Here is a 23,345-nt window from a genome sequence, read left to right as displayed (position 1 = left end):
GCTGAGTTTATAAACCTTTTTAAAAAAAGTGCTTATATTTTTTTAATGCTAAAGATGAATATAGTTATGACAAAAGAGTATTACATAACTAAATCGTGATATAGGTAGTATCAAGTTCAATTGAGACTTGAATATAAATATCACTTTAGGGAATTAACAAGAAGGAGGTCCCCGAAGGGTATAGGAGGAAAATGTTGAAAAATATGGAATTATGGGACAATCCCGAAAGCGTTGCTTTTCAAGGTTTGTATGCCAAATAAATTGATTTTCTATATCAACTATTAAAGCGGTATTTTGAAGGATTTTAGTTTTAAAGTTAAGGTTTTTAGCCGTTCCAACTACATATTTTAGAGTCCTTTCATTAGAAGTATGCTGAAAGTGTTCAAATATATGACCTAGTTCTAAATGTTCTTGAGCTATTTGTTGAGAACCTGTTGTTGAAGCAATAGAAAAAGAAATCTGTTTGCCATCAGAGGATATGTCATTATGAGGCACGATGTCGTGACCTATCATAATGAAGGCTGCCGTAAAGAATAATATATTTCTAAATAGCTTCAAAAATTTGATTCTAAAATTTCTTTGCGAAAATAGCGATAAGTTTTTTCTTAAAAAAACAGAAAAGGTATTTTTAGTGAGTAAAAATTTCTCTCAAAACTGATCAAGGTGTATGCCTTCACTGAATAAAATCCGAATCATTGAAAAGTTATACTATACTTTTGGGTTTAAGAATTTACGCTTGGCAGGTTGATTAGAAGATTAACGTTTTGCTTATTCGACGTCTTATTCTGAATTATCTATTACAAAGAATCAATTGTACTCCCACAGGTCATCATCTGCTCTCCATAATATGGATTGCGGATTTCTTTATTGGTGCTTAGCCAAAATGCACCTTTGTTATTATTGGCCATAGGACATTTTTGAATCAATATTTGAGGATCGATATTCTTAATATTCATTACAAGGGGCACCATATTTTGATTCAATACAACAAAATGATCTCTTTGATTTTTGATGTTGTCCGCTTCATTAATAGCAATTAGCATTCGCTTGATTTTGGAAATGTGGGATTGTTCCATTTTCCCCAAATCCCTTTCTGGTATCAATTTTAGTTGCTCCAATGTAGTTTTGGCGGAAGCAGAAACATCGGCAATATTCCCTTCCACAAATGCATCTTTCATATTTAGATATGGTTTTAAGCTTTTCTCAATCGTCTTTTGCGCTTCTTGAGACAGTTCCATCTTCATTTCTGGTATCGTGGTTTCATCCTCAACATTGTCTTGGTTCATCATTGATTTTTTACCGCGTAACTGCGCAGCTGCATCTACCGTAAATGTACCATTGGTTACGATTTCATCACCATTTTCAAGACCATCTATTATGGTATAGGTTTCACCGTTTCTATTCCCTATGGTTACTTCCCGCATTTCAAAAACAGGTTCGTCAGGATTGGTTTTTACGTACACCACCGAACGTTCTCCTGTCCACATTACCGCAGATGCTGGAACAACAAGTTGCTGTTTCTTGGAAGCACTAACACCCTCTATGTTTCCAGCAACAAACATTCCCGGTTTTAAAAGGTTGTTATTATTTTGTATGGTAGCCCGTACCGTTACCACTCTGGTTTGGGTGTTTAATACCGGGTCAATAAAAGAGATGATAGCATCAAATTCCTTATTGGGATAGGCATTGGTGGTCATTTTTATTTCTTGCCCTTTTTTAAATTGAGAAATTTGGTTTTCATAGGCGTCAAACTCTGCCCAAACAGAGTTTAGGTTGCTTAATTTTAAAATAGGCTGACCCTGTTTTACGTAATCGCCTTCTTCCACCATTTTCTCGGAAACTGTTCCAGAAACCGTGGCATAAATCGGGAAATTTTCAAGTACTTTGCCTGATTCTTCAATACTGTTGATTTGGCCTTCAGAAAGTTTCCAAAGCTTTAATTTATTCCTTACAGATTTATAAAGTGCCGGTTGGCTTTCTTTAAGCGATGCAGTTGTAATAAGCTCCTGTTGTGCTGCGACAAGATTGGGCGCATATATGGTTGCCAAGAGCTGTCCCTTCCGGACTTCCTGTCCTTCATAACTTACATTGAGGCGTTCTATCCTTCCGTCGAAGTAGCTTGCCTGAACGGAATTTGCTTCTTCATTTTCTACAATTTTTCCGGTAAGCGAAATGGTGTTCCCATTTTTCCCTTCTGCATTCCCAACCCTACTGGTTTGAATATTTGCTAACGCCATTGCATTTTTTGTCATTTTAAACTGGTCGGCTGCAAGACCATCCGCACTCGATTCTGCCGGAATCAAATCCATCCCACAAATGGGGCAGTCACCGGGTTCGGGCTGCATAATCTGAGGGTGCATTGAGCACGTCCACATTCCTTCTGCGGTTTCAGCGGAATGATCGTGATCATCTGACATAGTTGACACGTCCTTAACCGCCATTGATTTATCTACCGATGTTCCAAAAATGAGCCAACCCGCAAGCAGTCCTACGAGTACTGCAATGCCTATATATATTAGGTTCTTATTCATAACTTATTTCCTTAGTTTATTTATTCATTATTTTCCAATCGCTTGATATATGCTTTCATTTCAGCGATTTCTTTTTCCTGTGCCTTAATAATCCCATCTGCCAATTTCCTTACTTTAGGATCTTTGATCGCGGCTCTTTTACTGGTAAGTATGGCTATGGAATGATGGGGGATCATAGCTTTCATATAAAGCACATCTCCAATCGGTTTTTGGGTACGTACCAAAGACAGGGCACCAATAAAAAGTACTAGGCTGCCGAGATAAATTGCGATATTCTTTTTTCTGTTTTTATACATTTGGTGCATCAAGGAAAGCATAATTACCGCCATTGCCGAAATCCCCAAACAAGCCATATAAAACCGTGTAAGGCTGAAATAGACGTGGTTCCACTCATAGGTGTTCAAATACATTGTAATGTACATTGCTATAAATGAAAGCACCAGCATCACTATAAATTTGCCATAGTTGCTTTTCTTCGTTCCGATGTTATTTTTTTCAGTTGAATTCATTTTTTTATAATTTATTGGTTAGTTGATAGATTTTGTTCGTAATCTGAGTGCATTTCCTATAACGGAAACCGAACTGAAGCTCATTGCCAAGGCCGCAATCATAGGGGATAATAAAATTCCAAGGAAAGGGTAAAGTAAACCAGCGGCTATGGGGATTCCCAAGGTGTTATAGATGAGGGCGAAAAACAGGTTTTCCTTAATGTTTTTCATAACCGCATCGCTCAAATTCCTTGCTTTTACGATACCGTGCAGATCGCCTTTGACCAATGTGATCATTGCGCTTTCAATCGCCACATCTGTTCCCGTTCCCATTGCAATCCCCACATCACTTTTGGCCAAAGCAGGTGCATCGTTGATACCGTCGCCTGCCATTGCAACTACTTTGCCTTCGTTTTGCAGTTTTTCCACTTCCTGCAATTTATTTTCTGGGAGCATTCCTGCCTTAAAATCAGCGAGATTGAGTTCGCTTGCCACGGCTTGTGCGGTGTCGTGATTATCGCCCGTCAACATTATTACCGCGATACCCTTATCTTGCAGTTCTTTAATGGCCTTGGCACTTGTCTTTTTAATTTTATCGCCTATCATTACGTAACCCGAAACTTTACCTTCTATCGCCAAATATGAAACTGTTTTTCCTTGTTTCTGAAAAGATTGTACTTCGGCTTCCATTTCTGTTGAGATAGTTGCATTAGCGTACTCCATCATTTTTGCATTTCCCAGATCGAGCTTTTTCCCATCAACCGTTCCTTCTACTCCTTTTCCTGTTACTGCGCTAAAGTTTTCGGTTTTAGAGAATTCGGTATTTTGCTCTTTTCCGTATTTTACAGTCGCTTCTGCAAGTGGGTGCTCACTGGAACTGTTTAGGGAAGCGATGAATTTTAGAATTTCATTTTCGGAAAAATTTGAACCAAAAACACCTATTTTTTCGACGGTAGGTTTTCCTTCTGTAATCGTTCCTGTTTTATCTACGATAAGGGTATTCACCTTGTCCATTTTCTCCAGCGCTTCAGCATTTTTTATTAATACCCCATTTTGCGCTCCTTTGCCAACCGCTACCATTATAGACATTGGCGTAGCCAATCCTAATGCACAGGGACACGCAATAATAAGCACTGCAATGGCATTGACCAAGGCATATACATAAGCTGGATTTGGTCCCCATATCGCCCAAACTGCAAAAGTAATTAAGGAAATTAGAACCACTACTGGAACAAAATAACCGGAAACCGTATCAGCTAATTTCTGAATAGGCGCACGACTGCGGCTCGCATCATTTACCATATGTATAATTTGGGAAAGTAAGGTGTCGCTACCCACTTTTTCGGCTTTCATCAAGAAAGATTGATTGCCATTTATGGTTCCACTGCTTACCTTATCATTTTCAGCTTTATCAACTGGAATAGGCTCTCCCGAGATCATAGATTCATCTACAGTTGTATTTCCTTCTGTAATTACGCCATCCACGGGAATTTTATCACCTGGTTTAACTCTTAGGATATCCTCTTTTTCAATCTGGTCAATAGAAACTTCTTTTTCGTTACCGTTTACCACACGCACCGCTTTATTAGGTGCCAATTTTAGTAATTCCTTGACTGCGGAATTGGTTTTACTATGTGCACGGGCTTCCAATACTTGTCCCATTAATACTAATGTGAGGATTACGGTAGCAGCTTCAAAATAAACGTGTACTGCGCCAGAATCCGTTTTAAATTGTTCGGGGAAGAAATCTGGAAAGAACATCCCCAATACACTGAAAAGCCACGCGACGCCCGCCCCTATGCCAATAAGCGTAAACATATTCAAATTCCACGTTTTGATACTGCGGTAAGCGCGTTCAAAAAACATCCACGTAGCATAGAATACTACAGGAATGGATAAACCAAACTGAACCCAGTTCCACCATTTCTGTTCCATCAAATCGTACAATGGATTATTTGGAATCATTTCGCTCATTGCCATTAAGAAAATGGGCAATGTAAAACCCAGTGCTATCCAGAATTTTTTAAGCAGTTTTTTGTAGGTCTTTTCTTCAGAAGAAAGATCTGGTTCCATCGGGACGAGATCCATCCCACAAATAGGACAGGCACCCGCTTCGTCCTTTACGATTTCAGGGTGCATCGGGCAGGTCCATTGATCACCTGAAGTAGCAAATAAATTTTGTTCTTCGACCAAATCCATCCCACATACTGGACAATCACCCGGTTTGTCATAGGTCTTATCATCCTCGCAATGCATTGGGCAATAGAACGCGCCCGTTCCTTTGCCTTTTGGCTTTTCAATCTTTTCCTTGGTAGGTTCAGGACGCTGACCTGCTTTGTAAATAGTATAACCGCCACCATCTTTCTTTAGGATATCCTGAAATTTCTCTATTGATATTTCAGATTTCATATCAACAACCGCCTCGGCTTTTTCCAAGCTTACAGATACGTTTACAACATCATTTACTTTGGAAAGTGTATCTTCAACGTGAGACCTGCAACCGTTGCAGGTCATTCCATTAATCGGGTAGGTGCGCGTCTTTATACCATTGGCTTTAACTGGATGTATATGGTATTTGCTTTTCTTTTTTTGTACCGCTTCTTCAAATTTATCTATTGAGATGTGGTTTTGCATTTCAATGGTTGCAGTTGATGCATCTAAGTCTATATCAACATCGATAACATCTCGAACATCGCACAAGGCTGATTTAACGTTTCTCATACAACCCTTACAGGTCATTCCTTCAATTTGATATGTATGTTTCATCTTAAAAACTATTTAATGTTAAGGTGAACAAGTTATGCAGCTTTCAAGGTGGAAGCTTTGATAATTCAGGTTAATTCTTATACAATTCTATCCAGCGTCCTACGATTCCATTTTTGTAGTTTTCTGTATTGGGTCATCGACATCCCCGTCATATTTTTAAATTGTTTTGCGAGATGGCTTCCACTATTATAATCCAAGAAATATGCTATTTCAGCAAAAGTCTTATTACCCATTTGCAATAGTTCTTTTGTTTTTTCTACTTTCAGTTTTATTAGATATTTTTCGACTGTAATTCCTGTTGAAGCACTGAAAGACTTGCTAATGACAGAGTAATCAACATTGAGTTCATTGGAAAGGAAAGTGGACGTCTTTTCGTTTAAGCCTTGGAGGCTTTCGACTTTCTTTATCAAAGCTGTTTTGACATTCTCTACTAGAACGGAAGTATTACTATCAATAACTTCAAATCCATTACGTTCTGCTATCTCTTTTAAAACACTTTGACTAACTGACGCTTCATCCATAACAATTAATTCGCCCAATTCAATAGATAAAATATCTATTCCTGCTTGCTTTAATTCTTGTTTTAGGACCGTTTTGCAACGGTCGCAAACCATATTTTTCAGTTTAACCTTCATATCTATTGGATTAAAAATTTTACAGCCAATCCTCCCGCAATCCATATATAACTGATAAAGGCCGCATATTTTAAGATGTTTTCGAGCAATTGGCTTTTTGGAGCCATTTCACCCATTTTGCTGTCCACATCCTTCTTTTTGAAAAAGCCCAGATAAATCAAGTATCCTGATATAATCAGAAAAGCAAGATTTAGGTAAAAGGTATAGTTGATCTTAAAATATTCGCTATCCTGAACCTGTACCTGTGATGGATCTGGTAAAAGGCTCATCAAGTCAAAAGAATAGTGCAAAATAAGTGAGGCTCCAATTAACGAAGTAAATAGTAAGAAGAGAATAAATAATGACATTTTCCAACCGTAGTACTTCGCATTGATCCTTAAAATTGGAAAAACGACCAGATCACTGAAAATAAAGGCCATTACCCCCGCAAAACTGACCCCTTTTCCGAAGAGCAAAGCAGCCAAGGGAATATTGCCCATAGACCCTATAAATGTTACAAACGCTGCAACGGGGCCAACTATAATGTGTTCCAGAATTTCAAAAAAAGAAAAGTCCGTATTTCCCTGACCGCTCCCAATAAAGAGGGTCTGAAACCACGCATCAGGTACAAATGCCGCAACAATACCGGCAATGGTAAAGCCCACGGTTACATCTTTCCAGACCATTTGCCATTCCATCTTATATTTCTTGCCCACTTTTGCCCAAGAATCTTCTTTTTGCATCTGCTTTTTCCAATCCTTGGAGTCGTCCATTCCTGAATCTCCGTCCTCTTTTTCAAGATTTTTTCTTGCCTTGTCAATAAGCTTTTTGGGATTGATGAGCCGTATTAAAATCCAGCTGATCCCTATCAATAAAATTCCCCCGGCATATTCGCCCACTACGAACTGCCATCCCAAAAAGATGGAAATGATGATCCCAAGCTCAATGACGAGATTGGTCGAAGCCAATAAAAACGCAATGGACGATATAAAACTAGCTCCTTTTTTGAAAAGGGATTTTGTGGATGCAAGTGCCGCAAAGCTGCACGAACTGCTTATAAATCCAAAAAACGTACCCAGCAATACACCCTTGGATTCTGCACCGCCCATTGTTTTTTGCATCCGTTTTTCTGTAACGAAAATCTGGATCATACTACTGATGATGTAGCCCAATACGAATGCCCACAAGGCCATCCAGAAAAATCCGGTGGTGGTATATGCGGCTTCGCCCCATTGTTTTAAAAAATCGTTCATATATTATTTTATTTTAAGGATTCTAATAAATGCAAAATTGAACATAAGGGTTAATGTGAATGTCCACCGTGACCTTCTTCAGATTCATTTCCCAAATACTTTCCTTGAGGACCTACACCTTCAATATAAACCAGTTGGGAACCATAATGTCCTGCCCAGCCAACAGAATACCCTGAAAAGGCAAGCACCAAAAACACTAAAACCTCAAACCATCTTCTTTGCTTTAAAAGGAAAAGACTTCCCAGTTTTAAAACAGCGGCGGCAGCACTGGACCACATTGTCCACATAGCATATTTGTCGTGCTGTTCCAATACCTTTTTTGCAGCTTCTGTAAGTCCTTCGGTGTGTGGATGTACAAATGTTCCAGCGACATAAGCCCCTATAAATCCTGCTCCTACTGTTAGCAGGACAACCCAATCCATCGTCCGGTTCATTGTAAAAAGTTGTATCAATTGCAATACAACAGCCAATAGCAATAGTGCTATGGGGAAATGAACAACCAAGGGGTGCAGGTTTGGAAATTCATCTAAATCGGCTTTAGGATCGGTTTGTAAATTTGGTACAGAACCACTTTTTTCAAAGGCTGCAACAGATTTCTCATTTGAGATTTCAGTTGCGCCACTATCTGTAAGTGAATTATTTGCCGCAAAGGCGTTTGAAAAGTTTCCAAAAAAGACCAACACCAATACGGTAAAAAATAGTTGTTTAGTTTTCATTTCTATGGTTTTTAAATTAGTTTCCAGTTAATTGGAGCCACAATGCCCCCATAATTATAATGGCTATAATTCCATAAATGATATAGTTGAACCACTTTCTAAAGCCACCTTTCTTTTGTTCTTTTTCATTTCCTGTTTTGCAACAATCTTTCATCGGCTTTCTTTTTGTGCCTGTCAAGGGAAGGGGTTTTTTAAACTAACCAAATTAAGAATACCCTTCCCTTACAGGACTTTATCACTATACCCTAAAAAGGAAAGTTCTAACTAACCAATCAATGAAAAAATTTCTTTCCTTTTTTCGGGTATAACTTTATTTACTTTATTTTTCAATAACCACTTAAATTTTAGATGTTATAGATTATTTTTAAGTTTGGTCATATATTTTATAATTTCCTTTTTCTCCGATTCTGAAAATTTCGCATCCCTATGAATTAAGGTATAGGAATCTAACGGCATTTCATCATCTTCAATCTGACTGATAATCGAACGTAGTTTGCTGTTTTTTCTTCGGTCTGAATAATCGTCCCATTCGTTAAAGTTCAATTCGTCTTTGCCTTCTTTAATGTGATCTTCGAGAAACCAAGCAGCCGGTTGTATTCTATTGTACCAGGGATATTTGGTGTTATTGCTATGGCAATCATAACAAGATACCTCTATCTTATTTTGAATCACAGGAGGGACATTATTGACCCTCATAAAATCGGAAACATACACGGCTTCGTTTTGATTGCGGTCTGTGGGGAAAAATTGAATCCCCACAAAAGCAATCAATAAAATCCACGCTATGGTTTTAAAGACCTTCAATTACTTGATCTCTTTCTGTACTTTTCCACATCCCGGCATTTTGCTGCCCATATATGGGTTTTTAATTTCTTCAGTGGTGCTCAACCATTGAGCCCCTTTATTATCGTTGTACATCGGACAAAAATCCTGATATAATTTTTGATCAGTTCCCGTTATGGCGATCATATCAATAACATCTTTGCTCAAAATATCGAAGTGCTCCCTTTGATGTTCAATAGGACTGTCTGAGATATGTTCCGCACTTTCTTTAGCATCTTCAATTATATCTGTCAATTCCTGCTGCTCATCAGAGGAATAACTACTTTTGTCAAATTTTTTAAAATCTGCAAATAACATCCCACCGGCCTTAGCGGCATCTTCTTGGTTATCTGCAACCAAAGCATTTTTGATTTTCAGGTAATTATCTAAAATTGCAGATGAACCTTCTTTACTTGAATTATCTGCCATCATTTCAGATGCTGCATCTTCTTGATGCATCTCATTGGACATTGGTTCTGTAGCCCCTTCTTTTTTTCCATCCTTACAGGACATTGTAATTAGCGAAACCAATGCCATTGTCAAAATACCTACTGTCATTCTTATTTTTTTCATCTTGATTTAATTTTAATTGTTGTTTAAAAATTTAATTTCTGTCATACCCATATTTTAGGGTCTATTCCAGATTGGATTTTTGATTAATCTTCCCCCTTTAAATAGGGGAAGATTACTAATTATTAATAGCTTAAATAAGCTTCACAGGCCTCTGCGCATTTTTTACACGCTTCTGCACAATCCTTACAATGCTGGGCATCGTGGTTTGCACATTCATCAGCACATTTTTTACAGGTTTTATGGCAGTATTCCACCATTTCCTGGGCATCTGAATAATTTGCGGCAAGTAGTTTTGCCGTTGCACTACATACTTCTGCACAAGCTCTGTCAGTTTTTATGCAATCTACCATCATTTTGATGTCATCTTCGCCCAGACAAGCATCTGCACAATAATTACAATGAGCAACACAGTTGTTCAATGCTTCAATCAATTTTGAATTTTTCATAGTTTCTGGTTTTAATTAATATTTGAGTTAATTGTTAAAATTGAGCGGTTGCTACCCTCATCCTTTTTTATTTTTGTTTTATCGTTTCTTTATGTTCTACATACTCTTCCTTGGTAATTTCGCCTTTGGCGTACCGTTCATCCAGTATTTTCAGGGCATCTTTCCGCTTTTTCAGCTTTTTATTTTTTCTCCCGGAATAGATAAAAACACCAAGTATTATCACGCCTATTAAAATCAACCAGTCCCACTCGTACATCATAACATTGCTTTTTAAAATCTCGCGGAAAGCCCCCCTCCAACACCGAAGCGGTTATCATAACTTCCCATTAAGGAAAAGTTCCTTCCCAAAATATATTCAAGGCCCACCTGCCAAGTGGTTTCTTTCTCATAATCCCTACCGGGTTCAAAATCATTGACCCATCCAAAATCAGCTTGATATTCATATTCCCCATAAAGCAGGACGTGGGGGAAGATCATCGTCGCTTTGGAAAAGCTGATCTGTGGCCGTAGCTCACTGTCTATCCTAAGATCGGCATTGATAAGCAGCGGCATTAAATACCGGATTCCCCCTATGGCCGTGGTATTGATCTTATCCAAACTATCATCGAGCTCGTTTTCAACATTCACACCACCAAAGACCCGAAAATAATCGTTAAGATAACGCTCATAGGTCGCCTCGATTTCCATATTTTTGTTCCAACCATATTCGCCCCTAAAGGTGAACTGGTTCCTGATATTGGTCGCTGTGGCATAGAGTTCGGTCATATGGCTTGCGGCGGTCAATTCGCCCCAGGTAAACATATGGTCGGCTTCATTGGTCAGTTTGGTAAGGGGATAACCTTTAAGGCGTTTGTCGCGTGGGCCATCATAGCTAAAAACACGAGCCATACCAGCATTAAGGTGATATAAAATGTGGCAATGAAAGAACCAATCACCCGTTTCGTTGGCATCAAATTCAATGACCACTTTCTGCATAGGCGCAACATCCACCGTATGCTTTAATGGAGAATACTCACCATTTTTGTTCAGCACCCTAAAAAAGTGTCCGTGCAGGTGCATAGGGTGGTGCATCATCGTCAGGTTATTTAGCGTAATACGAACGACTTCCCCTTGTTTGATCTTGATCTTATCGGTCTCTGAAAGTGGCACACCGTTGATACTCCATACGTATCTGTTCATATTCCCGGTCAGGTTAAAAAGCATTTCCTTGACGGGTTTATCGCCTTCAAAAGTGGTTTTTACGGGCGATTTTAAATAATCATAATTGAACTGCGGGTTTCCACCAGTCTTCATATTATCACCAATAACCTTGTCAGCTGGGACAACGTAGCCCATTTTCATCTCGTCCATATCCTTGCTGCTATCCATTTTCATTCCTTCCTTTTTCATCTCCATTTTGGAATGATCCATTTGAGACATCTTGGTTGAATCCTTTTTCATTTTGTCTTTCATATCCATACTCTCATCCTTCATAGACATTGCATTCATTTTCATCTTGTCATCGCCATCCTTCATATTGCCCATCTTCATTCCACCCATATCCATACTGTACTTCTTCATATATTTAATGGAATCATTTTTTGAAGGGTTAAATTTTGAAGCCGGTGCACCCATTTTCATATCCATAGCCATCATCCGTTTCATATTTTCAATAAGATCAGGTTTGGGGACGACCGGAGCCTTTAGCACAGGGCCTTGACCTAAATATGCAGTTGCAAAACCAGAGCCGTCTTGTGCCATTGCTCTAATTTCCAACTTACCACTTTGGGGCACGGTAACAATAAAATCATAAGTCTCGGCTACCGCGATAAGAGTTTTATTATGCTTTACGGGTACAACGTCCTTACCGTCTGCCGAAACCAACATCGGGTCTTGGCCGCCAAAAGTCAACCAGAAGTAAGAAGCTGCCGAAGCATTTACAAACCGCAAGCGTATCTTTTCACCGGGTTTGAAATCTGGATATTCCTGTTTAGTAACTCCGTTTATAAAAAAGTTTTCATAGAAATTATCGGAAATGGCAAAATCGGGCATCCGTTGCCAAATCATTTTTAACTTGGCGCCGACTGCTTTTTTCTTTATGATCTTATCCCAACTTTGGATCTGTCCTTTTTTGATCAGATACCATTCATTGCCCCGTTTTAGGTTTTTAAGCTGGGAAGATGGGTCTTCGTCCATCCAGTCAGAAAGTACAAGAACCAAATCTTTGTCATAATCCAAGGTTTTTTCTTTTGGGTTGATCTGGATGGAACCATAAACACCGCGCTGTTCCTGCAAGCCCGTGTGGGAGTGATACCAATATGTACCGGTCTGCTTGATGGCAAATTTGTATTGAAACGTTTCACCGGACCGTATGGGGGGAGTGGAAAGATAGGGTACGCCATCATAGAAATTCGGCAATATCATTCCGTGCCAATGGACCGATGTTTCCTCGTCCATATTATTGGTTACGTTTATAACCGCAAATTCACCCTCTGTAAATACCAGATTAGGACCCGGAATCCCGCCATTTACGGTCATTGCTTTTACATCTTTCCCTGTAAAGTTTACCGTTTCATAATCGATAGTGAGGTTATATTCGTGAACAGGCCAATTATCCACATTTTCCTCTGAACCGTTGGCGGTCTGAGCCTGCAAATCAATAAGCGCAAACATTGCCAAAAATGTCAATACTAATTTTTTCATTGAATTGATTTTTAATAAAAATATTGTTTACTTTAAAATTGTTGTTTAATAATTTTGGTTTATACTTATATAATTTGGTCTAATGAACTCCTAAAATTCTTTTCCATAGTTTTATATTCTGTGAGGCTCATCCCTGTTTCAGTTTTAAATTGATTGCTCAAATGTGTGAGGTTACTGTAATTTAACAGTTGACTTATTTCCGTAAAGTTGAGTTCCTTGTAGTGTATAAGCTCCTTGGCTTTTTCAATCTTCAGTTTGATGAAATATTTTTCAATGGTGATCTTTTCATTGTAAGAAAAAATCTTGCTTATTTTTGAATATTCGTGGTACATCTCATTTGAAAGTATTTCTGAAAGCTTCTCATTTCCAGCTAATGGCAAGTTTTTCAGGAGGTTGATCAATATTAATTTTGTCTGTTCGACCAATTTAAAATTTTCGCCATCGATAATATAAAACCCGTTTGATTCCACGACTTTTCGTATTATCTTTTTCTCCTTACTTATTTGAATGTCTGCCGTTATTTCTCCCAGTTTTATACCCAATACTTTAATGTTTTCATCGGCCAGCTCATTCTTTAAAACCTTGATGCACCGGTCGCAGACCATATTTTTTATGTAGAGTGTTGTTTCCATTCTTAGTTGGTTAAATAATTAATAATGGCCGATTGCACATAATACATTTTAACCGACTCGATTTGGTTCATCTGAAATTTCAATTGCAGTTCCTGAATATCAAGCACATCGTTAAAATCTATCGTTCCCGTTTCATAGTTCTTGATCAGGATATCTTCGGCATCATTTGCTTGTTTCAAGTTTTCTAATTGGGTGTCGTAGCTTATCCTTGCTGAATTCTGGTTTTGGATCGCCTGGGCAAAAAGGGTCTTCAATTTGTTTAAACGGTCTTGTTTTTGAGCCGTTATCTCTTGCTGCCTCAACTTGTTTTGTTTGGTAAGTGAGCTGTATTTGTTGTTGAATATGGGAATGGATACAGACACCATTGGCATTAATATATCTTTTCCGTTGTCGCTGAAATTCATCGCTGGGCGTTCGGCAACGGGTATATAATCCAGTCCCACACCTATGTTGGGCAGACTCTCTTTTTGATTGAGTGCTTCTGACTGTGCTATCGATTCAAATAACTTGTCGTACTTTAAAATCTCTGGATGAAGTTTTAAGTCTTCGGAAGAAAAATCAGCTTTTTCCAAAGGAACGATCATCGTATCAACTACCGATATTGGAGCTTTCTCTGCCTTGTTTAGCAGGTTGTTGAACTGGACTTTTTCGGCAAGAAAATCTTCCATCAAAATATCCTTTTCCTTTTCCAGTTCATTTTGCCTGATCTGCAACCGAAGTACATCTACGGCAGAAGCCTTACCAACTTCTACCGATGTAAGTGCCAACCGCTCGTATGTTTTGAGCAACTGGATGTTTTCTTCCAAAACCTGCTGTTTGGCGGTAATGGCATACAGCTGATAGTAGGATTGTGAAACAGAAAGTGCCAATTTTCTTTTCGCAATGGCAATCTCCACGTATTCTGCATCGGCCATTGAAGATGCGTAATTTTCCCTTGCGGTTATTGTACCGAACCAAGGCAGCATCTGCTTGACCGAAAAACGAGACCGCTGCGCCCCGGTACGGGTTTCCGGCTCGCTCACAAAATAGCCCGCCCCAAATTCGGTATTGGGCAGCGAGTTTACCTCGTTCACTTTTTCTTCTGCAATATTATACCGCAATTCATACGCTTGGATATCCGGATTGTTGGATTCGGCTTCCTGAATGTAGGATTGCAGTTGTTGTGCTTCGGCAAAACCTGCATACAAGCAAAAAACAAGTACCAAAATTATTTTGTATTTTCTTTTTTTTATCATCTCGAAATATTTTTGGTATTCCCTGATTTGTTTTTTAGTGCTTTCTTCTTCCGCGAAAGTGCAGCTTCCTTTTTCCAACTAAATAATACGGGTACAATAAAATAGGAGGTGACGTCAATGATCATCCCACCAAAACTTGGTATCGCCATTGGGATCATAATATCACTTCCCCGGCCGGTGGAGGTCAAAACGGGCAACAGAGCAAGTATGGTGGTTGCCGTGGTCATCAAGCAGGGGCGGATACGTTTTTGGGCCGCAAACAAAGCAGATTCCCTAATGGCCGCTTTGTCCATTGGGTCATTTTTATCAAATGTCTGGGTGAGGTAAGTCGCCATAACCACCCCATCATCGGTGGCAATACCAAACAAAGCGATAAAGCCCACCCAGACGGCCACACTTAAATTGATGGTTTTCATATTGAAAAGATCCCGGAGGTTCTCCCCAAAGAAGTTGAAATTGAAGAACCAGTCCTGCCCATACAGCCAGATCATTATAAATCCACCCGCGAAAGCGACCGCAATCCCAGTAAAAACCATTAAAGAAGTCGATACTGAACGGAACTGAAAATAAAGGATTAAAAAGATAATGATGAGTGCAAGCGGAACGACTATCGATAAGGTTTTTTCGGCTCGTATCTGGTTTTCATAAGTTCCCGTAAATTTGTAATTGATCCCTTTTGGGACGGTAAGTTCACCGGTATCGATTTTCTGTTGGATAAGTGCCTGGGCATTTTCCACTACATTGGTTTCTGCAAAGCCATCGAGTTTATCAAAGAGGACATAACCAACCAAGAATGTATCTTCACTTTTAATGACCTGAGGCCCTTTTTCGTAACGGATGTCCACCAATTCCCCAAGGGGCACCGGGTTGCCTTTTTCCACGGGTACATAAATATCTTTTATTTCATTAGCGTTTCCGCGAAGTTCCCTTGGATACCGCACTCGAACGCCATAACGTTCACGGCCTTCAACGGTTTGCGTTAAAGGCATCCCACCCACGGCAACTTGAAGAACCTGTTGTACATCTTCAATGGAAATGCCGTAACGGGCAAGCCGTTCCCTTTTTATATCGATCAACAGATAGGGCTTACCGACTATACGGTCCGCAAAAACAGCTTCCTTTTTTACACCTTTCGCCTGTTTTAAAATATCTTCCAATTTTAAACCGAAGGCTTCAATCTGTTTCAGATCCTGACCTTTGACCTTTATACCCATTGGTGCCCTCATCCCAGTCTGTAACATTACCAAACGGGTCTCGATAGGTTGCAATTTAGGAGCGGAAGTGACCCCGGGAAGTTTGGTGACCTTTATGATCTCGTTCCAGATGTCATCGGGGGATTGTATTTTTGGACGCCAGTTTCGGTAGAATTCCCCGTCTTCATCCGGTATAAGGTTTCCTGTGTTAATAAGGAGCGGATCTTCAATTTTAGCATTTTTGTAGTTTTCCGAATTGGTAACCTCATTGTTAGGATTGGTCACCAAACCGCCATCTTTCAGTATAAAAAACCCATCTTCGTTCACTTTATAGCGTTGTGGACTTCCATCGGAATCCTCCATATATTCCGATTTATACTGGATGATATTTTCATACATCGACAAGGGAGCGGGATCGAGCGCCGATTCCGTCCGTCCCGATTTTCCCACTACGGTCTTAATCTCGGGTATTCCTGCCACGGCCATATCCAGTTGCTGTAATACCCGCTTGTTTTCCGCTACACCGGCGTGTGGCAGCGATGTGGGCATTAGCAAGAATGAACCTTCGTTGAGCGAGGGCATAAATTCCTTGCCAATATTTGTCATTATTAAAACGCCCAAGACGAAAACGGTGGTAGGGATGCAAAGAAATAACACTTTATTGCGCAAAGCCCATTTCAAAATGCTGGAATAATAATGTTTAAGTACCCAGAATGCACCCAAAAGACCAAAACAGATAATCCCCACAAAAAGAAGGTTGATCATAATGCTTCGGTCAAAGCCCAAGGGTCGCCAGTATTCTGCCAAAAGAAATATGATGGCGATTGCGGAAATAATCATATTGACGATGTTCGCACGCTTTTCAGAAAGCCACAGTCTGTCCGAAACCCTTGATGCAATTTTTTCATCTTTTAAAAGACCCACAATTCCGAAGGCAATCAAAATAAGGCCCAACCAATATCCAAAAACTATCACGGTGATCCCCAAAAAGATCAATACTACGTTGATGATATGCGCGGTCGTTTTTCGGATGCTTTTTCTTCGGAACAGGAATGCGGCAAATGGCGGAATAAGGAATAAAGCAACAATAAGAGATGCTGTTAATGCCATTGTTTTGGTAAAAGCCAATGGGCGGAACAACTTTCCTTCCGCACCTATCATCGTAAATACGGGAATAAAACTGATGATTGTGGTCAGTACCGCAGTGATAATTGCCCCTGAAACTTCCGCAGTAGCATTATAGACAAGCGTGTTGATGGGCTGTCTGATTTCCCCTTGTTGAACCCGTTTATCTTCTTCGTCTAAATACCTGATAATATTTTCACAGAGGATTACCCCCACATCCACCATTGTCCCAATGGCAATGGCAATTCCCGATAGAGCCACGATATTGGCATCCACATTAAAAAATTTCATCGCAATGAACACCATCAACACCGCGACTGGAAGTAATCCTGAAATAAGTAAAGACGCCCTTAAATTGAAGACCATCACGATGATCACCAGAATCGTTATCAATATTTCAAGGGTCAGTGCTTCATCGAGCGTACCTAATGTTTGGTTAATAAGCTCTGTTCGATCGTAAAAAGGAACGATGGTCAATTGGGAAGTCCGGCCATCTTTCAATTTCTTGGTCGGCAATCCCGAACTCAGTTCTTTTATTTTGCCCTTTACGTTGTTGATGACCTCCATCGGGTTTGCCCCGTTTCGGGCCACTACAACACCACCTACCACTTCGGCGCCTTCCTTGTCCAAAATCCCACGACGTGGGGCAGGGCCTAAATGCACGTGGGCAATATCTTTGACCCGTATCGAAGTATAATCTTCGGAAGTAACAACTGCATTTTCAATATCCCCTACCGATTTCACATAGCCCAAACCGCGCACCAGATATTCAGCTTGGTTTATTTCAAGGGTTTGTGCACCAATATCCTTGTTGCTCTCTTTTATTGCGGTTACAACATCTCCTAGACCGATGTTGTACTGCCGCATTTTTTCGGGGTCTACATCTATTTGATATTCCTTTTGAAAACCACCAATAGAAGCTACTTCAGAAACCCCGCTAGCGGAAGAAAGGGCGTATTTCACGTAATAATCCTGAATACTGCGCAGTTCCTGTAAATCCCATCCCCCGGTTACATTTCCGTCTTTATCACGGCCTTCCAAAGTGTACCAGTAAATCTGACCCAATCCGGTCGCATCTGGACCCAAACTTGGGTTTACGCCATCAGGCAAAAGACCATTGGGCAGGGAATTCAATTTTTCAAGAATGCGGCTTCGGCTCCAATAAAATTCAACATCTTCATCAAAAATAATATAGATGCTGGAAAATCCGAACATTGAAGAACTACGGATGGTCTTTACCCCCGGAATACCCAATAACGCGGTGGTAAGCGGATAACTTATCTGATCTTCAATATCCTGTGGGGAACGGCCTTCCCATTTAGTGAATACGATTTGCTGGTTTTCCCCAATATCAGGGATTGCATCTACCGCAACTGGATCTGTGGGAAGAAAACCGGTGTCCCAATTAAATGGGGCATTAACGATGCCCCAGCCCACAAAAATCGTGAGCATAAGTACAGCGATAAGTTTATTTTCTATGAGGAATTTTATACCCTTATTTAACATAGGTATTGATAATTAAACAGTTATACATTGAATAAAATCCTGATCGTATCAGAAAATTAAACACAACAAAATGAGCCCAAAATGGTAGAAACCATAGGGCTAATTTTCCCGATAATCATCGGGAACTGTTTTAAAATCAAATTAAATAAGTCTCGTTTAATTCTTGCACATCCCGTATGAGATAGGGCGGCGTATAATCTTTAAAAGGGATGATGTTCTCATCCAAGCCCTCAAAAAGATTAATGTAAGTATAGAAGAAAGTGACAACGAAAGCTTGTTGCTCAAAAGTTAGATTATTGAATGATGATTTTAATTCATTATGACCATCAATCGTTATTTGCGTATCAGAACAGCAAGGTTTTTCAGAGAAACCTTTTTCACAGCTTTTTTGGGGTTGTTGATTCTCCATTCCACAGGTCTTAACATTATGAAATAAAGAAAAATCAACCAGAGAATCTCCACAATAATGCATATCTACCGCGAACGACATTGTAGTAAACAGCACTATAGATGCCATTAAAACAGATAGTATTTTATTGAAGATTTTTTTCACTTTAGCAAATTTACGAAAATTTAAGAGTTTCGGTTCTTATTAACATTTTTTTAATTTTTTTAACAATAAAAATAGTCTAAGTGTTTTGATTTAAAACTTTTGAAATGTTCTCAGTTTGTATTTAATTTTCAAAAATAATTGAGGAAACCAACTCTACGCACCTCCTTATTTGACTTGAACAACCCTATTTCTATGACTGCTCAAATAATATAATAGCAATAGAAACCCTAACAAGACCACTTGTGATATTAAAGTCTCTGTGGTAGGATATATCCCCAACCAATCTATTTTAAGAGAAACAGGGAAACCTGTTACAGAAAGCCAACCAGCCTCTTGAATGGCGTGAATACCTTTACCTATTAGAATTATAGCCAGAAGGGTAATTACCCAAGAAGAATATCTAAAAAGTTGCCTTACCGGAATTTTTTTTGAATATTTCAGAAAAAGGAATGCGAGCAGACCTATCAATGCAAAAGCCGCCAACACTCCAAACCCGATAGATGATTGATCACCGGATTCGGTTTCCAAACCAATAGCCTGTAGAAAAAGAATCGATTCAAAAGCTTCGCGGAAAACCACCATAAATGAAAAGAATGCCAGCCCGATCATTCTTTCACCCTTCAATTGTGCCCCGACCTTTTTTTCAATAAACTCCTTCCATTTTTTGGAATGGGAATGGTTGTGAAGCCAAAAACCGACAAAGGCAAGTACGATTACCGCTATCAGGGAAATAATCCCTTCCATTATCTCCCTATTCTGTCCACTTATGCCAATAATCCAATCTGAAAGAAACCATCCTGCCACCCCCATTAAAATAGCGGTTATCCATCCGCCGTGTATATAGGGCAGGGCTTTTTTAGCCTTTGGTGTACTCCGTATTAGCGCCAAGATAAGCGCAATGATCAAAAAGGCTTCCAGTCCCTCCCGAAGCATTATAGATGCTGCCAAAAAGAAAGAAAGCCAATAGTTGAGCTTTTCATCTTTCATCATTTTTTCGGCGCTGTCTATTGTTGAGAGAGCATTATTTATTTTATTTTCGACCTCACTTGAATTTTTGCCTTGTTCAATGACCTGCCTAACATCCATCATTTTTTGCTCCAATTGGGAAGTAAATGCAGGGTCATTGGCTTTTAGCCTTACTTCTACGGGTTCAATACCCTCTAAATAGGCAGCCAAGGCTTTTTGACGGGCTTCGTCTTTCTTGCCATTTTTATAGTTTAACAATGCTTGATGAAGGTAATCTCTCGCAACAGTCAAACTGGATTGCGATAGTTTTCCCGAAGGGGAAAAAATCCTTAACGCCTTCAACTTTTTTTGACCCTGTATATCCGGGCCGAGTTTGTTTATTAATTCATTATCGGATAGGGTAGCGACATATTTTAGAGTGGTATTGCCATATTCTTCATCGAATATTTTTTTCAAGGATACAGAATCTATTTTTTGTTTTTGAAACCGTAATGATTTGACATAAAAGGCCAAATCCCAAGCTTCTTTATCGGTTAGTTCTGTAAACGACCGCATAGCTGTTCCTTCCACGCCCAGTTTGACTGTATTATAGGCTTCAAATGGGGACAGGCCTGCCATTAATGAATCATTTAAAAAATTTGCAGGTGCAGGTTTTAAGCCGGCGGCTAAAGTTCCGTTTCCTCCGCCTTTTGGTCCGTGGCATTGAACGCAGTTCTGCATATATAGACTTTTGCCATTTGCATTGTCCGGCCAATTTATGGGCGCAACTTCATAACCGGTCGCTTTAATGATCGCCCATTTTGCTTTTTCCGCTACATCCTTGATTTTTTTACTGGAAGCTTTATTCCGAACAAGGGTTTTTAAATCATTTAAGTCAGAAAGGATAGATTGCCCTGATTCGGATGGTAATTTTATTTTTTGTGCTAAGTTGAAAATTTTGTCGCTAAACTCCTGCATTTCGGCATACTCCGCATTATCCAGTATCTCACCATCCCTTACCGCCATTGGATAATCTTTTGAAAGATAATCCAAAAGGTGGATTACACTTTGAATATTAGTATCCTTTTCTTTGGCAGAAACCTGAAGAGACGAGAAAAATATAAAAATATATAGGAAGTATGACGGGATTGAATGAAGTTGTAATCGCATTGGGATAATATTAAATAACTAATTATTATTTAGACTAAATATAAACAAAGGTATCATATTTTGAGACCTATTAAGCGTCATCATCGAAAATCTTAAATAGTATTACTGTTTTTTTTAGTTATCGCAGTAACCTCAAACCGCTAAGTATAACCAACACGGTGCTTCCTTCGTGCCCAACGACACCTTCTGGTAAATTTATAATTCCTCCTATAAAATTTAAGACAATAAGGGTAAGCGCTACGCCAATGGCAAAGGCCACGTTCTGTTTGATGATCCTGTTGGTCCTTTTGCCCAAGGAAATGGCAAATGGTATTTTTTCGATATTGTCGGCCATTAAAACGACATCGGCAGCTTCTATTGCTATATCCGTGCCTGCTGCGCCCATAGCGATACCTACGGATGCAGCGGCCAGGGCAGGTGCGTCATTTATTCCATCCCCAACCATTGCCACCTTCCCATATTTAGTGGTCATTTTTTTTATAAATTCAACCTTGTCTTCCGGTAAAAGACCAGAATAAATTTCTTCTATCCCTGCGTTTTCCCCAATTTTTTTAGCCGTTACCTCGTTATCACCCGTTAAAAGCGCTACACGAATATTCATATTTTTTAACTGTTTGATCACACTTCTAGCTTCGAGCCTTACTTGGTCAAAAATTGAAATCATTCCTATAAGGCTTTGTTCGTTGGAAACAAATATGATCGTCCTTCCCTGCTGTTCAAATTTGAGCGCCAAATTTTCCTGTTCTTTGGTCAGGGCTATGTTATCTAACATATCCTTTTTGCCCACTTTATAATTTATTCCATTCAATGAGCCTTCAACCCCCAAACCTTGAAGAGACCGTAAGTTTGTGGAGTGCTCCAGTTCAAGATCATTATTTATGGCATATTGAACTATTGACCTTGCGATGGGATGTTCGGATAAAGCCTCTATGGAAGCCGTTATTTTCAATAATTCCATTTCAGGAGTACCTTCATATGAAATGATCTCCTGCACAACGGGTTGGCCGTAAGTAAGGGTTCCTGTTTTGTCGAAAATTACTGCCTTAACCCCTGCGATATTTTCAAGGTGCGCACCCCCTTTGAACAAAACCCTTTCCTTGGAAGCGTTCGATATTGCCGACAATATAGCCGGCATAATAGAGGATACCAACGCGCAGGGGGAAGCCACAACTAAGAAAATCATAGCCCTGTAAATGGTTTCCTTCCACGACCAACCTATCAAAAAAGGAGGGGCAATCATTAGGACTATGGCCGTTAATACAACGATTTTTGCATATATACCCTCAAATTTTTCAAAGAAAAGCTGGTTGGGCGGTTTTTCCTTTGTAGCTTCCTGCACTAAATGAATAATTTTGGAGAGCATCGTTTCTCCCGCCAGCTTGGTTACCTTGACCTCTATGGCGCCGTAACCGTTTACCGTACCTGCAAAAACTTCATCATCAACAGTTTTGTCCACGGGAACCGATTCTCCGGTTATGGTAGCTTGATATATTGCAGAATATCCTTGGGAAATAATACCGTCAGCTGCGATACGCTCCCCGGGCTTGACCAAAATAGTGTCATCTTTCTTTAATTCTTCTGCTTTGATCGGTACTTGTTTGGCATTTCTTAGTAAAACCGCCTTTTCCGGACGGAGGTCCAGAATGGAGCGAATATCCTTATTGGTCCGTTCCATCGTATATCCTTCCAAAGTGCCGCTCAACGAAAAAATAAAAATCAAAATGGCCCCGTCCATCCAATACCCTATTGCGGCAGCACCAATTGCGGCGATCACCATTAGCAGATCGACATCTAAATCCTTTTCCTTGAACAGCGTATGGAGACCTTCTAGTGCTTTTTGATACCCTCCAATAAGATATGCAAACAGAAATAGGGTAATTTCAAGAAAGAAATGGTCATTTATCCTCGCCAAATAGGCCAGAATGATAAATAGAAGGCAAAACGAAGTAACGATTGCCGACCCGTGACTTTCCCATAAACCGAACGAAAAACCTTTTTTAGTACTGAGCGTAGCTTCCATAACCCCTTGTTTGAATATAAATTGACCGTGTCGTACAAATATATGGCAACAAAGTAAAATTATTTAGGTAAAAAA

At 39.6% G+C, this 23,345-nt stretch carries 19 protein-coding genes; all 19 read right to left on the bottom strand.

All coding sequences use genetic code 11. The features are described 5' to 3' along the window. Window positions 1–153: 153 nt before the first annotated feature. Entirely contained in the window at window positions 154–558 is a 405-nt protein-coding gene (locus AC13CQ_RS05520; RefSeq protein ID WP_040879647.1) for a hypothetical protein, read from the bottom strand. A gap of 239 nt (window positions 559–797) precedes the next feature. After that, window positions 798–2,531, bottom strand: coding sequence for an efflux RND transporter periplasmic adaptor subunit (locus tag AC13CQ_RS05515; RefSeq protein ID WP_008612752.1), 1,734 nt, complete (start codon window positions 2,529–2,531; stop codon window positions 798–800). 20 nt (window positions 2,532–2,551) lie between these two features. Further along, window positions 2,552–3,040 carry a DUF305 domain-containing protein gene (locus AC13CQ_RS05510; RefSeq protein ID WP_008612751.1) on the bottom strand — a complete coding sequence of 163 codons (489 nt, stop codon included), beginning with the start codon at window positions 3,038–3,040 and terminating at the stop codon, window positions 2,552–2,554. Window positions 3,041–3,058: 18 nt separating this feature from the next. Continuing rightward, window positions 3,059–5,785 (bottom strand): heavy metal translocating P-type ATPase, encoded by a 2,727-nt coding sequence (locus tag AC13CQ_RS05505; RefSeq protein ID WP_008612750.1) that lies wholly within the window; start codon window positions 5,783–5,785, stop codon window positions 3,059–3,061. A gap of 77 nt (window positions 5,786–5,862) precedes the next feature. Continuing rightward, window positions 5,863–6,420, bottom strand: coding sequence for a helix-turn-helix domain-containing protein (locus AC13CQ_RS05500; protein ID WP_482882733.1), 558 nt, complete (start codon window positions 6,418–6,420; stop codon window positions 5,863–5,865). 2 nt (window positions 6,421–6,422) lie between these two features. Continuing rightward, window positions 6,423–7,652 (bottom strand): permease, encoded by a 1,230-nt coding sequence (locus AC13CQ_RS05495; RefSeq protein WP_008612748.1) that lies wholly within the window; start codon window positions 7,650–7,652, stop codon window positions 6,423–6,425. A 50-nt stretch (window positions 7,653–7,702) separates the two neighbouring features. After that, on the bottom strand, window positions 7,703–8,368 hold the full coding sequence (locus AC13CQ_RS05490) for a DUF2231 domain-containing protein (protein ID WP_008612747.1): 666 nt from the start codon (window positions 8,366–8,368) through the stop codon (window positions 7,703–7,705). Window positions 8,369–8,384: 16 nt separating this feature from the next. Further along, on the bottom strand, window positions 8,385–8,522 hold the full coding sequence (locus tag AC13CQ_RS05485; protein ID WP_008612746.1) for a hypothetical protein: 138 nt from the start codon (window positions 8,520–8,522) through the stop codon (window positions 8,385–8,387). Window positions 8,523–8,719: 197 nt separating this feature from the next. After that, window positions 8,720–9,172 carry a heme-binding domain-containing protein gene (locus AC13CQ_RS05480; protein ID WP_008612744.1) on the bottom strand — a complete coding sequence of 151 codons (453 nt, stop codon included), beginning with the start codon at window positions 9,170–9,172 and terminating at the stop codon, window positions 8,720–8,722. Further along, entirely contained in the window at window positions 9,173–9,763 is a 591-nt protein-coding gene (locus tag AC13CQ_RS05475) for a DUF3347 domain-containing protein (RefSeq protein WP_008612743.1), read from the bottom strand. It lies immediately after the preceding gene. Between the two features lie 122 nt (window positions 9,764–9,885). Next, the gene (locus AC13CQ_RS05470; protein WP_008612740.1) at window positions 9,886–10,209 is read right to left on the bottom strand and encodes a four-helix bundle copper-binding protein; all 324 of its coding nucleotides are present in this window, start codon (window positions 10,207–10,209) and stop codon (window positions 9,886–9,888) included. A 67-nt stretch (window positions 10,210–10,276) separates the two neighbouring features. Further along, window positions 10,277–10,468 (bottom strand): SHOCT domain-containing protein, encoded by a 192-nt coding sequence (locus tag AC13CQ_RS05465; RefSeq protein ID WP_008612739.1) that lies wholly within the window; start codon window positions 10,466–10,468, stop codon window positions 10,277–10,279. Between the two features lie 11 nt (window positions 10,469–10,479). Beyond that, complete coding sequence (locus tag AC13CQ_RS05460; protein WP_008612737.1) at window positions 10,480–12,891, bottom strand: multicopper oxidase domain-containing protein; 2,412 nt, start codon at window positions 12,889–12,891, stop codon at window positions 10,480–10,482. A 65-nt stretch (window positions 12,892–12,956) separates the two neighbouring features. Then, window positions 12,957–13,523: a helix-turn-helix domain-containing protein gene (locus AC13CQ_RS05455; RefSeq protein ID WP_008612736.1), complete on the bottom strand. Its 567-nt coding sequence runs from the start codon at window positions 13,521–13,523 to the stop codon at window positions 12,957–12,959. A 2-nt stretch (window positions 13,524–13,525) separates the two neighbouring features. Beyond that, window positions 13,526–14,758 carry a TolC family protein gene (locus AC13CQ_RS05450; protein ID WP_008612735.1) on the bottom strand — a complete coding sequence of 411 codons (1,233 nt, stop codon included), beginning with the start codon at window positions 14,756–14,758 and terminating at the stop codon, window positions 13,526–13,528. Then, on the bottom strand, window positions 14,755–18,582 hold the full coding sequence (locus AC13CQ_RS05445) for an efflux RND transporter permease subunit (protein ID WP_008612734.1): 3,828 nt from the start codon (window positions 18,580–18,582) through the stop codon (window positions 14,755–14,757). Before AC13CQ_RS05445 ends, AC13CQ_RS05450 begins: the two co-directional genes overlap by 4 nt. A 136-nt stretch (window positions 18,583–18,718) precedes the next feature. Beyond that, window positions 18,719–19,135: an HYC_CC_PP family protein gene (locus AC13CQ_RS05440; RefSeq protein WP_040879644.1), complete on the bottom strand. Its 417-nt coding sequence runs from the start codon at window positions 19,133–19,135 to the stop codon at window positions 18,719–18,721. Between the two features lie 165 nt (window positions 19,136–19,300). Continuing rightward, window positions 19,301–21,250: an FTR1 family protein gene (locus AC13CQ_RS05435; protein ID WP_008612732.1), complete on the bottom strand. Its 1,950-nt coding sequence runs from the start codon at window positions 21,248–21,250 to the stop codon at window positions 19,301–19,303. Window positions 21,251–21,368: 118 nt separating this feature from the next. Further along, the gene (locus tag AC13CQ_RS05430; protein WP_482882732.1) at window positions 21,369–23,270 is read right to left on the bottom strand and encodes a heavy metal translocating P-type ATPase; all 1,902 of its coding nucleotides are present in this window, start codon (window positions 23,268–23,270) and stop codon (window positions 21,369–21,371) included. Window positions 23,271–23,345: the final 75 nt, after the last annotated feature.

The organism is Galbibacter sp. L-19, from assembly GCF_056857615.1.
Note: the sequence above shows the minus strand (reverse complement) of the source record. Positions and strands in the feature narration are given on the sequence as shown.